Origin of the sequence: Streptococcus suis (genome assembly GCF_046032115.1) — a bacterium.
GTDB lineage: Bacteria > Bacillota > Bacilli > Lactobacillales > Streptococcaceae > Streptococcus > Streptococcus suis_AJ.
On record NZ_JARQOZ010000001.1, the window covers coordinates 99,928 to 114,334 of the forward strand.

General features: G+C 44.8%; 13 protein-coding genes. 3 read left to right on the forward strand and 10 right to left on the reverse strand.

Going from position 1 to position 14,407, the window contains the following annotated elements:
- Positions 1-68: 68 nt before the first annotated feature.
- The 5 genes from P7J36_RS00610 to P7J36_RS00630 form a co-directional block, all read right to left on the reverse strand.
- Positions 69-1,961: a M13 family metallopeptidase gene (locus P7J36_RS00610; protein ID WP_408550848.1), complete on the reverse strand. Its 1,893-nt coding sequence runs from the start codon at positions 1,959-1,961 to the stop codon at positions 69-71.
- 69 nt (positions 1,962-2,030) lie between these two features.
- Entirely contained in the window at positions 2,031-2,858 is an 828-nt protein-coding gene (locus P7J36_RS00615) for a metal ABC transporter permease (RefSeq protein ID WP_408550847.1), read from the reverse strand.
- Positions 2,851-3,711 (reverse strand): metal ABC transporter permease, encoded by an 861-nt coding sequence (locus tag P7J36_RS00620; protein ID WP_408550846.1) that lies wholly within the window; start codon positions 3,709-3,711, stop codon positions 2,851-2,853. Before P7J36_RS00620 ends, P7J36_RS00615 begins: the two co-directional genes overlap by 8 nt.
- Positions 3,704-4,468, reverse strand: a complete 765-nt coding sequence (locus tag P7J36_RS00625; protein ID WP_408550845.1) for a metal ABC transporter ATP-binding protein — start codon at positions 4,466-4,468, stop codon at positions 3,704-3,706. Before P7J36_RS00625 ends, P7J36_RS00620 begins: the two co-directional genes overlap by 8 nt.
- 13 nt (positions 4,469-4,481) lie before the next feature.
- Positions 4,482-5,405: a metal ABC transporter solute-binding protein, Zn/Mn family gene (locus P7J36_RS00630; RefSeq protein ID WP_408550844.1), complete on the reverse strand. Its 924-nt coding sequence runs from the start codon at positions 5,403-5,405 to the stop codon at positions 4,482-4,484.
- Positions 5,406-5,531: 126 nt separating this feature from the next.
- Here P7J36_RS00630 and P7J36_RS00635 point away from each other — a divergent pair, with 126 nt between their 5' ends.
- On the forward strand, positions 5,532-6,191 hold the full coding sequence (locus P7J36_RS00635) for a metal-dependent transcriptional regulator (protein ID WP_408550843.1): 660 nt from the start codon (positions 5,532-5,534) through the stop codon (positions 6,189-6,191).
- A 13-nt stretch (positions 6,192-6,204) separates the two neighbouring features.
- Here P7J36_RS00635 and P7J36_RS00640 read toward each other — a convergent pair whose 3' ends face one another.
- From P7J36_RS00640 to P7J36_RS00660, 5 genes are all read right to left on the reverse strand, one after another.
- The gene (locus P7J36_RS00640) at positions 6,205-6,480 is read right to left on the reverse strand and encodes a hypothetical protein (protein WP_408550842.1); all 276 of its coding nucleotides are present in this window, start codon (positions 6,478-6,480) and stop codon (positions 6,205-6,207) included.
- Between the two features lie 97 nt (positions 6,481-6,577).
- On the reverse strand, positions 6,578-7,252 hold the full coding sequence (locus tag P7J36_RS00645) for a CPBP family intramembrane glutamic endopeptidase (RefSeq protein WP_408550841.1): 675 nt from the start codon (positions 7,250-7,252) through the stop codon (positions 6,578-6,580).
- An 851-nt stretch (positions 7,253-8,103) separates the two neighbouring features.
- Complete coding sequence (locus P7J36_RS00650) at positions 8,104-8,289, reverse strand: hypothetical protein (RefSeq protein WP_029179635.1); 186 nt, start codon at positions 8,287-8,289, stop codon at positions 8,104-8,106.
- 62 nt (positions 8,290-8,351) lie between these two features.
- Complete coding sequence (dtd, locus tag P7J36_RS00655; RefSeq protein ID WP_002941990.1) at positions 8,352-8,795, reverse strand: D-aminoacyl-tRNA deacylase; 444 nt, start codon at positions 8,793-8,795, stop codon at positions 8,352-8,354.
- Between the two features lies 1 nt (position 8,796).
- Positions 8,797-10,998, reverse strand: a complete 2,202-nt coding sequence (locus P7J36_RS00660) for a RelA/SpoT family protein (protein WP_408550840.1) — start codon at positions 10,996-10,998, stop codon at positions 8,797-8,799.
- Between the two features lie 253 nt (positions 10,999-11,251).
- On the opposite strand from P7J36_RS00660, the gene sntA reads away from it, so the two are divergent.
- Positions 11,252-13,693 carry a heme-binding protein SntA gene (gene sntA, locus P7J36_RS00665; protein ID WP_408550839.1) on the forward strand — a complete coding sequence of 814 codons (2,442 nt, stop codon included), beginning with the start codon at positions 11,252-11,254 and terminating at the stop codon, positions 13,691-13,693.
- A 55-nt stretch (positions 13,694-13,748) separates the two neighbouring features.
- Complete coding sequence (locus P7J36_RS00670; protein ID WP_029187102.1) at positions 13,749-14,273, forward strand: GNAT family N-acetyltransferase; 525 nt, start codon at positions 13,749-13,751, stop codon at positions 14,271-14,273.
- The last annotated feature ends 134 nt before the right edge of the window (positions 14,274-14,407 follow it).

Genomic DNA, 14,407 nt, shown 5'->3' on the forward strand with positions numbered 1-14,407 from the left:
TTATATCACGTTTTTGGGGAATTGGGAAAGACAAAAACAGCCAGTTTTCACTAGCTGTTTTCCCATTTTTACCAAATAATCACACGGTCTTCTTTTGCACGCCACATGCCGTCGCCTTCTTGAACGCCAAAGGTTTCATGGAATTCGTCGAAGTTTGGCAACTGGATGTTAGTACGCAGATGACCTGGTGCATGGACATCCACACTAGCCAACATCTGCATGAACTCAGGACGGGCCTTCATTCGCCAGATGCGAGCAAAGTTGGTGAAGAATTCCTCTGCGGAGAAGTCATCTTCTGACTTGGCTGCCTCTAAGGCTGCTGCAATCCCACCAAGGTCGGCAATGTTTTCTGACACGGTCAACTTTCCATTGATTTTGGCACCGTAAGAATCCTGACCCTCAAACTGGTCAATGACCTGCTGAGTACGAGCTTCAAAGGCTGCATAATCTTCCTCTGTCCACCAGTTATTAAGGCTACCATGCTCATCAAAGGAAGCACCGTTGGAGTCAAAGGCATGGGAAATCTCGTGGGCAATAACCGCACCGATACCGCCGTAGTTAGCTGATGAAGACTGCTCCAGCGAGTAGAAAGGCGCCTGCAAAATGGCTGCTGGAAAGACGATCAAGTTTTTCTGTGGGTTGTAGTAGGCATTGACCATGTGAGCTGGCATGCCCCATTCCTTAATGTCCACAGGCTTGTTCCACTTGCTCCAACCATGAGCAATGTCAATCTTGTTTAGTTCGATAGCATTTTCCACCAAGGACTTGCTTGGGTCAACAATCTTCTTATAATAACGCTCTGGCAAGGCTTCTGGGTAGCCGATGTAAGGCTTGATAACATTGAGTTTGACAATGGCCTTATCACGCGTTTCCTGAGCCAACCAGTCTGCCGTTTCCAAACGAGACTTGTAGACCTCAATCATCTTGGCAACTTTTGCTTCCACATCTGCTTTTGCTTCTGGTGAGAATTTCTCTCCAGCATACCAAAGACCGAGGGCTTGGTTAAAGTAGCCTTGTGCCAGATTGTAGGCTGCTTTTTCTTGGTTTTGAGCCTGCGGTGTACCAGAAAGGGCACGGCTGTAGGCTCCTGCTAGGATGCGGATTTCATCCGACAGGAAGGCTGTATAAGCTCCTGCCGCTTTCAAAATCAAGGTCGCCTTCAAAAGCTCCCAATTATCCGCACTGTAAATGTCCTTAGCAACCTGCCAGAAGCGTTCCTCAGGCACGATAATCTTGTCTGGTTTTTGGCCTAAAATCGCTGTAAAGAAATCATCCAAAGGCAACTCTGGTGCCAAAGCAGTAAAATCTGCCCACTCATACGGATGATAGAGTTTGACATACTCTGAACCCTCTTCATTTGACAAGACATACTTGGCAATCTTAGCATCCAATTCCAAACGTTTATCTAGGAGGGCCTTGATTTCCTCATCGCTGAAACCGAACTTAGGCAAGAGGGCCTCTTGACTTTCACGCCAGATTTTGAGCAATTCTGCTCCTTTTTCATGGCCTTCTTCATAGTAGGTCGTATCTGGCAAGATAATGCCTAGAGAATCTGCCCAGAGGACATTGGTTGTCGCATCCATAAAGTCAGGTGCCACACCAAAAGGCATGAGGTTTGGCTTGCCTGCCAATTCGTATTCTGCCAATTTGCTAGTAAATTCTTCGAAAGAGTTGAGAGCCTTGTACTCTGCAATCAAAGCTTGTGCTGGTTCTGCACCCAAACGGTCACGGGTTTCATAGTCGGCTACTTGTTTGTGGAAGGCCACGAAGTTTTGCAAAACGCTATCTTCTGGGACATTTTCTCCCGCCAACCATTCGTTAGTCGTATCAATCATGAGCTTTTCAATCTCGTCCGCCAGGTCTGAGAAACCACCTGTTCTTGGCTTATCGTCTGGAATCACGGCTGTTTTTGCCCATTCACCATTGACGTATTCGTAAAAATCATCTTGTAAACGTGTCATTCTATTCTCCTTTGTCTATATGATTACTTACTATAATAACAAAAAAGTCTGACAATTTCATTTGCCAAACTAAAGTTTTAGGGCATTTTTTAGGAAAAAGCTGACGCAGACTGTCAGAAGCCCCATGACCGAACAGGTGCCAGACATGGTCAGATCAAGCCAGCTGGCAAGCCCGAAGCCTAGACAAATCATCAGAATGGCGCAGCATTGCCCCAAAACTAAAAACTGGAAGAAATGCCTAGACCAAGGCAAGACCGCCATGCTGGGTGCTACTAGAAAAACAATGACCGCCATAGAGCCAACCGCCTCAAAGGAGAAAACCGTTGTCAAAGAAACCAGAAAGAGAAGGCTCCATTCCAGTCTTTGGGTGGTAATCCCCTGTAGTTTGGCCTGCTCCTTGTCCAACAGATAAAGCTTGAGTGCTTGAAAGTTGAGGAAAAAGAAGAGCAGTAAGACCAGCAGGAGACCGACAGATTTGACCAAGGCTAGCGGCATAGATAGACCATAGAGGTCCAGCCGATTGAGCGGAGCAAAGAGCACCTCGCCCATCAGGACCATGTCCAAGTCCAGATGGACATTACGGGCAAAAAGGGAGATGAGAATAACCGCTAGGGCGAAGAAAAAGGTGAAGAGCAAGCCCGTCGCCGCATCCTGAGCCAGCTTGCGACTGTCTAGTCCTTCAATCGCTAGGACTGTCAGTAAGCCAAAGACCGCCGCCCCAAGCAAGAGCAGGGGAGAGTCTAGGTTTTGACTGACAAAAAAGCCAAACACAATGCCCAAGAGAACTGAGTGGGACAAGGCATCTGCCAACATGGCCTGATTACGCACCACCAAGACAGACCCAATCAAACCACAAGAAGAACCAACAGCCAGTAAAATCAAGAAGACCTCAAGCATGGACATTCTCCTTTCTGATATAGGTCACATAGGCAAAGGCTACTAGGGACGACACACTCAAACAAACGATAATGGTAGGCCCAGTCGATAATCCCGTCACAACAGAACTCAAATAGGTTCCGACAAGAGCTGAAAAGCTGGCAATTCCAGCCGCCAAGGCCAAGGTTTGGGCATAAGATTTTCCCAGGAGCAAGCCAAAGACGGCTGGTGCTATCAAGAAACTACTCATCAGGATAGCCCCGACCACCTTCAAACCAACCGCAATCAAACTCAGCAGCAAAAACAGGGTTAGGCGGTCAATCTTTTCCACAGGAATTCCCACTAGCTTGGCAAATTGTCTGTCAAATAGATAGAGTTTGAGCGACTGGTAATACCAGCCAAATAAGAACAGGCCAAGCAAAGCAACCAAACAGATGAGCAGGACATCGTCCAACTGCATAAAGGCTGCCTGACCAAAGACATAGTTTTCCAAACCTGCTTGGGCTGCTCCTTGAAAGGCAGCATTGCCCTGAACATACTGCTTGAGAACCAAGCCCAGTCCAAAGAAGGCCGCTGAAACCAGAGCCAAGGCATTGACCCGACTGGTCCGCCCCCTTCGGCAGAGCCAGCCAACCAAACCGTAGGACAGATAGCCTGAACCCACCGCTCCAAGCAACAGAAGCAAGGGCTTGCGTGATTGAAAGACCATATAGGACAGGATAATGCCAGGATAGGCCGCATGCCCCAAGCTATCTCCGATTAAACTTTGCCTGGTCAAGACACTGATGGTCCCGATCTGACTAGCCGCCAGAGCCAAGACTAGAGTTCCCAGTGCCACCGTCCAAAAAGAATAATCCCGTAAGAGTTCAAGCATGACCAAGCCCCTCCTTTAGAAAGAAGGCTGGTTCCTGGCCATAAGCAGCTTGATAGGCTTGCAGCTGATCCACCTGATCCATTGGTCCCTCCGCTACCAAGCGACCATTGAGCCAGATGACATGGTCAAAGTACTTTTCCAAGGTCAGGAGGTCATGGTGGATGACCAGAGAGGTCTTGCCTTCCTGCTGAAACTTCTTCAAACAGTCCATGATAATTTGCTCCGTCGCTTGATCAATTCCCGCCAAGGGCTCATCCATCATATAGAGTTCGGCTTCTTTAGCCAAGGCTCTGGCTAGAAAGACTCGTTGCCGTTGACCTCCTGACAACTGGTCAATCTGCCGATTGCGTAACTCGCTGATCTTCATCTCTTCCAGAGCCTGCTCTGCCTTTTCCTTATCCAAAGAACTTGGTCGACGGAAGAAACCACTGGTGTGGGCAAAGCGTCCCATCAGGACAATATCAAGGACCCTTGCTGGAAACTGCCAGTTGACCTGACTGGCTTGGGGAATATAGGCAACCTTTTTCTGAATGACCTGGTCCAACTGCTCTGACTGACCCAGTAGCGAGACCTTGCCAGTCACCCCTTTTTCTAAGCCCAAGATGGCCTTGAACAAGCTAGATTTCCCTGCACCATTTGGTCCGACCAAGGCTGCACGACAACCCTTGGGTAGCTGAAAACTGACCTGATCTAGAGCCTTGACTTGTCCAGCACCATAGTGCAAGGACAGGTTCTCCACTCTCAGAATTTCTTCCATTTTCCCAACCTTTCTACTGCAAATGCTCCACAATCAACTTGACATTGTGCTTGTACATCTCAATAAATGTCGCCCCGTCTTCCCCTTCTGGTGCCAAGGAATCTGAGAACAACTCCCTACCTTCGCCAGTAACAACTTCAACCTGACCGCCTTTGGCTTTTACTGCCTCTTGCAATTTCTCCATGCGTTCTGGATTAGTTGTAGACTCTGTAAAGATAGCCTTAATATTATGGTCAATGATTAGGTTAACTGTCTCAATCATATCACTATTAGCCACTTCTGAGTCGGTGCTCACTCCTTGAGGAGCATAGAGAGTGAAGTCATAACTAGCAGCAAAGTAATTAAAGGCATCATGCGGTGTTACCAAATAGCGACTTTCTTTTGGAATCACACTTAATTCTTTTTCTACCCAAGCATGCAAGTCATCCAACTGAGCCTGGTAGTCTTTTGTATTCTTCTGAATCAGCTCTGCTTTTTCCGGAAGAAGCTTTTGTAACTCCTCTGAAGCCACCGCTACCGCTGATTGATAGAGCGGAATAGAAAACCAGAAGTGAGGGTCCACAATCTGCTCGCCGTCCTCATCCATCGTATTCAAGTCTTTTGCATTAAAGTTTTTAGAAACAGCTACTCCGGTCTTCTCCAAAGCTTCAACCATTTTACCTTCAAAGTGCAAACCGTGGTAGAGAACAAGGTCAGCCTTTTGTAATTTTGATAAATCACTAGATTTGGCTACGTACAAATGAGGGTCTTCTCCTGCTGGAATCAGCAGAGCCCGCTCCACCTCATCGCCTGCCAGCTGGTAGACCATATCATTGAGGAAAGAGGTTGTGACCGCCACTCGCGGCTTGCTGGAAGCCTCTTGACTTGGCGTTGAACGACAGGCTCCTAGTCCGATGAGGGACAATAGCAGAGCGAAACTAAGAAGTAGTTTTTTCATATAGGTTCTCCTTTTAATTTTGTTAGGTATACTTAATTTTGATTTTAATATATATTAAAAAATTCTTTCTGTCAATCATTTTTATAAAATTTTGGTATACTATTCTTAACTAGAAAGTGAGAGACTATGACACCAAACAAAGAAGACTACCTGAAAGTCATTTACGAACTCGGACAGACTGACCAAAAAATCACCAATAAGCAAATTGCTGAAAAGATGAATTTTTCTGCCCCAGCCGTTTCGGAAATGCTTAAAAAAATGGTGAATGAGGAACTGATTGAAAAAGACAAGACAGCCGGCTATCTCCTTAGCCAAGCTGCCTTGGAAATGGTAGCCAATCTCTACCGCAAGCACCGCCTGATCGAAGTCTTTTTGGTCGAACAGCTGGGCTATTCCCCTGAACAAGTCCATGAAGAAGCTGAAATTTTGGAACACACCGTTTCAGACCATTTTATCAACCGACTGGATAAACTCCTAGGTTATCCCCAAACCTGTCCACACGGCGGCAGCATTCCCAAAGAGAACCAGTTGCTCGCGGAACGCTATCAAACCCGACTTTCCCAACTGACAGAAACAGGCTCCTACCAACTGGTTCGAATCCATGATTTCTACCAGCTCCTCCAATATCTGGAGCAGCACGAGTTAGCCCTCGGAGACCAATTACTTGTAACGGACTTCGACCATTTTGCCCAGACCATTACCATCCAGTACAAGGACAAAGAACTGGCTATTCCTACTACCATCGCCCATGATTTATTCGTAGAAAAAACCAATCGCCCAGCCTAAACAAGCTGAGCGATTATTTTTTCTTCACATTACGAAAAATGGATCTAGTTTTAAAAAACAGTTGCCCACATACATACACTAACCAAAGTAGGAAACCGATATAAAAACAAGCCAAGAGAAAGAAAGGATTATAGGTTAAGGGTTGGATGACAAACATGAGAATCCCTACCAAACCCCATCGCATACCCCAGGTCATCTTTCTCTGGATAATCCACTCCAGCCAATCTTCTCTAGTTGAACTTCTGGTGTCCAGATATTCTTGATTAAGGTCCTGAAAAAATTTTCTCATATTCTTAATCCCCCCTGCACTTACTATTTGGCACTTATAAAATTGCTAACTTCCTCTTAGTATACAGGCATTTCCCAAAAATGTCTACTGTCAATTTTTATCCACCAATCCGCACCAAGCCAAATAAAATTTGGAGGAGTAAAATGGAGGCATTATAGAAGCTATGTGCAAGGATAGTATCCGTCATTCGTCTATTGCACATATACAGATAGCCCAGATAAGACCCTGTTATAAAGTGCCCTAAAAATGCTACTGAAAAGCTCCAAGTATGACAATAGGCAAATAGAAGGGCAGAAAATACAATGACCATTTGAGGATGCTTAGGAAAATACTGGGCTGTCTTTTCTAACAAAATCCCTCTGTAAAGAAATTCTTCTAAAACTGGAGCAAACAAGACAACTGAGAGAGCCATCACCCAAAAATTGTCCGAATTTAACTGATTGACTGTATCTAAGGCGTTAGAATCACTAAGGCTAAGACCCAAATACTGCCAAAGGAGGTTTAGAAAAGTTTGTCCAGTAAATACCAACGCTGTCATACCGACTATTTTAAAAATATTCAGCTTCTCTCTTGAAAATTCTTGATTCTTCACCATTCCTCGTCTGATGACAGAAAGTAGTGCCAATATTGCAAGACCAAGCCCTATCATGACTGCAAGTTTTAAAAGCATACTCTCTTGAAAGGCTGTTATCCCCACATAAGCCGGAAATTGAATGAGCAAAGTGAGTAGCAAGGTACCCACAGCTAAACCGATTGATTTTATTATTTTCATATTCTACTTATTTTTTATCTATTACAACTAATTCCGAGTTTCATTTTTATATGTATGATAACTCAGAGTTAATATTCCTACTAACCCCAGTATATTTAGAATATACTGCAAGTAGTCTGTCACTCGAAACAAGTTTAGTATTCCCATCATTAATAGTATAAACAAGGGAATAATAGTTAAATGTCCAACTTGACTTGATAGACCCACCGATGTATAATAAACATAGAAAAAGGGAGTTGTCAGAAACAACTACCCCTTGCAGAACCGTTTAAGACGGTGGCTGTTTACAAATTATTTAAAAAATAACCGTTAACCTGCCAAAGTTATAGACGGTTATTTTTTTGTCGTTTTTACCAATTCAAGAACTAACATCACGAGAGCGATAAAAGAAAATAGTCATTCAGTTTACTTTTAGTACTAGGCAACGAGCTGCAGACAGTACTGGAGTACGGCAAAGCGAGTTAACGAAGTAATAAAAGAAAAACTGGATGACTGTACCAGCTACAAAAATGAGTGTTAGCCACTCAAAGGTTGACAAAGATAGCTTCTCCTTTCTGTTAGATTTTGATGATTTTCAGAGTAGAACAAAAAGTTCCATTCCACTTCTCTTAATTCGCGTCAACATCTCAGCGCAGTGGTTGATTGGCAGATTTGTTCGTGCTTCGCACTCCAAATCTGACCTAATCAACTGTGCGGGGGCGGTAAGACGAACTCATCTTCTACTAGTTGAGTTCTGTACCGCTCCCACCTACCTTTCAGAAATTAGAGCCACCGTCTTTACTTTTCTGCAAAAACTATTATAGCATATTTAATAAAGAATTGTAGTCCAATTTATACATCAAAAAACCAGCCTACTTGGGCTGGTCTTCTTGTAGTCGCTCTTTAAGGCGACGACGGTATAAAATATGCGAAGGGATAAAATAGAGAAGACTTGCTAGAATAATCCAGCGTTTGTCTATGCCACTAAAATAAATTACCACCATCAAAAGAAAGGCAAGAAACAAATAAAAGAAATGATTGGTTAATAACTTTTTCATCCGACACCTCCACATCTAATTCACTTTTAGTATATCAAAATAGACACAAAAAGTATAGAGGTCTAGCGATTTTTGGTATCTAACACAATGGTCACCGGACCATCATTGACCAGGCTGACCGCCATGTCCGCCCCAAAAATGCCCACTTCAACCGGCACAAAGGCTGACAAGGCCTGGTTAAAAGCATCATAGAGTTGGCTGGCTAGGGCAGGAGCTGCCGCTCCTGTAAAAGCAGGGCGATTACCTTTTTTGGTGTCCGCAAAAAGGGTAAATTGGGAAATGGATAAAATCTTGCCCGCCACATCTTGAACAGACTTGTTCATCTTGCCTGCCTCATCTGAAAAAATCCGCATATTGACAATTTTCCGAACAGCATAGTCCAGGTCTTCCTGTGTGTCATCTGGCCCTACACCGACTAGGAGCAAGAGCCCCTGATCAATTTGCCCATGGATACTTCCTTCGATGGTCACACTGGCCTGTGATACACGTTGTAGTACAATTTTCATCTTATCCGTTGGTCCTTTTCACTGAGTAAACTTCTGGCACAGACTTGATCTTATCCACCAGACTGGTCAAGGTTGCCAGGTTGGAAATACCAAAGGAGACGTGGATGGTCGCAAACTTCATATCCTTGGTTGGCTGGGCATTGACCGAGGAAATGTTCTTGCTGGCATTGGTCAAGACCTTAAGGACATCGTTGAGCAGTCCTGAGCGGTTAAGACCGTAAATATCAATATTTGCCATGTATTCCTTGGTCGAATTTTCATCCTCCCAACCGACATCAATCAGGCGGACATCGTAGTTTTCCTGGCTCTTGAGGTTCATACAGTCCACACGGTGAACTGCAACCCCACGCCCCTTGGTGATGTAGCCGACAATCTCATCGCCAGGTACTGGATTACAACATTTGGCAATCCGTATCAGCAAGCCTGACGCTCCTTCAATGACCACGCCACCTTCGTGACGGATTTTCAGACTATCTTTGTTGTCGTGTTTGACTTCGCCACCGTTGACCAATTCGTCCGCGGCAGCCTTTGCCTTAGCCCGCTCAGCTTCGCGACGCTCTTTCTCTGTCAGACGGTTAAAGACGGACACGGCAGATATTTCCCCAAAACCAACTGCCGCAAAAAGGGATTCGTCGGTCTTGTAGCTGGTCTTTTGCAGGACCTCATCCATGTGGCGACGGTCCAGATATTGGTTGGGAACGTAGCCGTTTTCTTGGAGGAGATTCTGGAGCATTTCACGCCCCTTGGAGACGGAAAGTTCCTTGTCCTGATTCTTGAAGAACTGCTTGATTTTGTTGCGGGCCTTGTGGGTTTTAACCAGGTTGACCCAGTCACGACTTGGCCCGAAAGAGTTGGCAGAGGTGATGATTTCCACCTGATCGCCTGTCTTAAGCTTGGTCGTCAGAGGCACCATACGGCCGTTAACCTTGGCACCTGTCGCCCGCTCGCCGACCTTGGTATGAATTTCATAGGCGAAATCAATGGGCACAGAATCCTTAGGCAATTCACGCACCGCACCATCTGGCGTAAAGACGTAAATCCGCTCGGTGAAGATGTCCTCTTTGACCGAATCAACGAAGGATTGGGCATCTCCTGCCCCTTCTTGAAGTTCAATCAGATTGTTGATCCAACGCAGCTCTTTTTCAGAAGCAGTTGCCTTGCCACCACGCTTGTAGGCCCAGTGAGCCGCAACCCCGTACTCTGCAACCTGGTGCATTTCCACTGTCCGGATTTGAAACTCAATCGGTCCCTTTGGTCCATAGACTGTCGTATGGATGGATTGGTAGCCATTGGCTTTTGGACTGGCAATGTAGTCCTTGAACCGACCTGGCATAGGTTTCCATAGTTCATGGATGTAGCCAAGCATAGCATAGACATCGCTTGGAGTATCCATCAAGCAGCGAATAGCAGTCAAGTCATACAGCTCATCAAAGCGTTTTTTCTTGTCGTGCATTTTGCGATAGATAGAGTAGATGTGCTTGGGTCTACCGTAAATCTGACCATGTAGATGGCGTTCCTCTGTATATTCTCGCAACTTGTCAACAACTTCATTGACCAATTCTTCCCGCTCACGACGCTTTTCCCTCATCATGTGGGTAATCTTGTAAAACTCAACTTCATTCAAGTAGCGGAAAGACATATCTTCCAATTCCCACTTGATAGAAGAAATACCTAGACGGTGGGCAAGCGGTGCATAGATTTCCATTGTTTCACGTGAAATCCGTTCTTGTTTGTCCTTGCGCAAGTGCTTGAGGGTCCGCATATTGTGGAGACGGTCTGCCAGCTTCACCAAAATCACTCGCATGTCTTGGGACATGGCAATCAGCATGTTGCGGTGGTTTTCAGCCAACTGCTCCTCATGAGACTTGTACTCGACCTTACCCAGCTTGGTCACACCACCGACAATATGGCGAACCTCTGGACCAAATTCAGCTTCCATATCGTCCAGTGTCACATCGGTATCTTCGACCACATCATGCAAGAAGCCACAAGCTACAGTTACTGCATCAAGCTTAAGCCCTGCCAAAATTCCCGCTACTTGGATGGGATGAACAATATAAGGTTCTCCTGATTTACGAAATTGAAGTTTATGAGCCTCAGTAGCATAGTTCAATGCTTTCTCAATAAAGGCTACATCATCAGCTGGAAGATAGCTTGCTGTCAGTGCAACAACTTCCTCGCCAGTGTAATTGATTTCTTTCATTTTTTCTTCCTCTTCCCGTTTCCTCCTATTCTACCATTTTCATGAAAAAAGAAAAAGGGATCTAACATAAGACTACTAATTACAAACAATCTAAACCAAGTTCAGATTCAGCGAACGTTCTTGTTTTCTTTCGTTTTCTTGTTATTTTCACTCATTTTTCAAACGAACGTTCAGAATTAGTCTTGAATTTTATATTTCTTAGCTGTATAATGATTGTAGAAGATTATTATAAAAAAGAAAATGGAGGATTCTTATGAATTTTCGTTTCAGTAAGTGTGCCGTAGCACTCACACTAGCTCTCTTAGCTGCAAGCAATCCAAAATTAGCTCAAGCCGAAGAGATTCTCAATACAACTCCAGCTTCTTCAACAGAAGCAAGTCAGGCTGTACCAGTTGAAACTGACACCACAGAAAAAGCTGATAGTACAGAATCTCCTGCTCCAGCCACTACCGAAGCTGAAAATCCAAGCTCTTCCGAGACAGCTGAAACCAGTGATCCTACGAGCGAGACAACTGCCGCAACTGCTTCAGAGGCACGCACGGTCACTCCTGCTGCAACTGAAACTAGTCAGCCTGTTGAAGGACAAACTGTTGATGTTCGCATTCTCGCAACAACTGACCTCCATACGAACTTGGTCAACTATGACTATTACCAAGATAAACCAGTGGAAACGCTGGGTCTGGCAAAAACAGCTGTTCTTATCGAAGAGGCAAAAAAAGAAAATCCAAATGTTGTATTGGTAGATAATGGAGACACCATTCAAGGTACTCCTCTTGGAAATTACAAGTCTATCGTTGATCCTATTGAAGAAGGCGAACAACATCCTATGTACGCCGCCTTAGAGACGCTGGGATTTGATGTCGGCACACTTGGCAACCACGAATTTAACTACGGTCTTGCCTACCTCGAAAAAGTAATTCGTACAGCCAACATGCCTCTAGTCAATGCCAATGTCCTCGATCCGACTACGAAAGACTTTCTCTACACCCCTTATACCATTGTGAAAAAGACGTTCACAGACACCGAGGGTAAAAAGGTTACACTAAATGTCGGTGTTACAGGGATTGTTCCCCCTCAAATTCTCAACTGGGACAAAGCTTATCTAGAAGGAAAAGTGATTGTCCGTGATGCAGTTGAAGCTGTTCGCAATATTATCCCAACCATGCGAGAAAATGGCGCAGACATCGTTCTGGTCCTTTCACACTCAGGTATCGGCGATGATCAATATGAAGTCGGCGAGGAAAATGTCGGTTACCAAATCGCCAGCCTGTCAGGAGTTGATGCGGTCATCACAGGTCACTCCCACGCAGAATTCCCAGGAACTGCCGAAAAACCAAGCTTCTATGCTAAATACTCTGGCGTGGATGATACAAATGGTAAAATCAACGGCACTCCTGTCACCATGGCGGGTAAATACGGTGATCACCTCGGCGTCATCGACCTCAATCTGGTCTTTAAAGATGGCAAATGGACAACTACTTCTAGCAAAGCGGCTATTCGTAAAATCGATACAAAATCATCTGTAGCAGATGGTCGCATCATCGACCTTGCTAAAGAAGCCCATAACGAAACCATCAACTATGTGCGCCAACAAGTCGGTGAAACAACTGCTCCAATCAACAGCTTCTTTGCCCTTGTTCAAGATGATCCTTCTGTACAGATTGTTAACAATGCACAGATTTGGTATGCAAAACAACAGTTGGCGGGTACTTCAGAAGCTAATCTACCAATCCTATCTGCGGCTGCACCATTTAAGGCTGGTACTCGAGGCGATGCTTCAGCCTATACAGACATTCCTGCTGGCCCAATCGCCATCAAGAACGTAGCAGACCTTTACCTCTACGACAACGTTGTAGCTATCTTAAAAGTCAACGGTGCCCAACTCAAAGAATGGTTGGAAATGTCCGCAGGGCAATTCAACAAAGTTGATCCAAGCTCAACAGAGCCACAAAACCTAGTCAACACAGATTTCCGCACTTACAATTTTGACGTTATTGACGGAGTAACTTATCAGTACGATATTACGCAACCAAATAAATACGATCGTAATGGTAAGGTAGTCAACGAAACTGCCAGCAGAGTTCGGAATCTGCAATACAATGGGCAAGATGTGACGGCTGATCAAGAATTCATCGTCGTGACCAACAACTACCGTGCAAACGGTACTTTCCCTGGGGTCCGCGAAGCTTCTGTCAACTACTTGCTCAACCTGGAAAACCGCCAAGCCATCATCAATTATATTATCGCTGAGAAAGTTATCAACCCTACAGCAGACAAAAACTGGACCTTTACAGATAGCATCAAGGGACTCGACCTCCGCTTCTTGACAGCAGATCGTGCGAAAGCTCTAGTTGCTGACCAAGAAGATATTGTCTACCTACAGGCTTCAACTGCCAGCGAAGGGTTCGGTGAGTTCAAATTTGTCTATACTGAACCTAAAGTAGTAACTCCAGATGAACAGCAGTCAGAGCAAGGTAATACAGGTCAAGATATTGTACTCGAATCTGGTCAACGAATTACTCTTCCAGCGGTAAATCCACCAGCTCCTGCTCCACAACATAAATTGGCTAGTCCACATTCACAAGCGAGCACCAAGACACTCCCTGCAACAGGAGAAGCTACCTCTATGCTTAGTCTGCTTGGCCTCACTTTGATTGGTTTTGTCGGCGCATGGACTAAGAAAAAAGAACATTAAAATAATCAGCAAGAGTTTGGGAGCCCAAACTCTTCTGTTTTATAAAGGAGAAATTATGTTCCAAAACATTCCACGCCTTACTAGCGCAACCTTATGCCTACGCCTCATCCGAGAAAACGATTTGGAAGACCTCTGGGAAATCTATTCCAACCCCATTCACTTTCAGATGACTCCCAACACCTCCACACAAAATAAAGAAACTCTCCGCAAGCGTATCGGTCATTTCCAAAGAGATTTTGACAAGAAAAAACGCCTGTTTCTAGGAGTAGAATGCGGGAGGAAATTGATTGGCGTTTTGGAAGTTTTTGACCACAAGAAACGGTCTGCGTCGGTGACCATTGGTTATCGGATTCACCACGCCTTCTGGAATCAAGGTCTGGCTAGCCAAGCAGTTAGCCTGCTCTGCCATTACTTGATAGAAGAATGCCAAATAAAAGCAATCGTCGCCCTCGTCCTACCCGAAAACCAAGCCTCACAAAAGGTACTGATAAAGAATAGCTTCCAACAAATCGGGCGAGTTGAGGAAGACTGGAAGGGATTGGGACAAGTTAACCTTTTAAGGTTTGAACGAAGACAGTAAAAAACAGGGCAATAATCAAGAGCTTGTTTTTTTCAAGCTCTTTTTTTACCCTCATATACTCTCTAGATGAATTAATCAAAGCATATAAAAATAGCTCGAAGACGTACTCGAGCCGTTTTTATATTTATATCGCT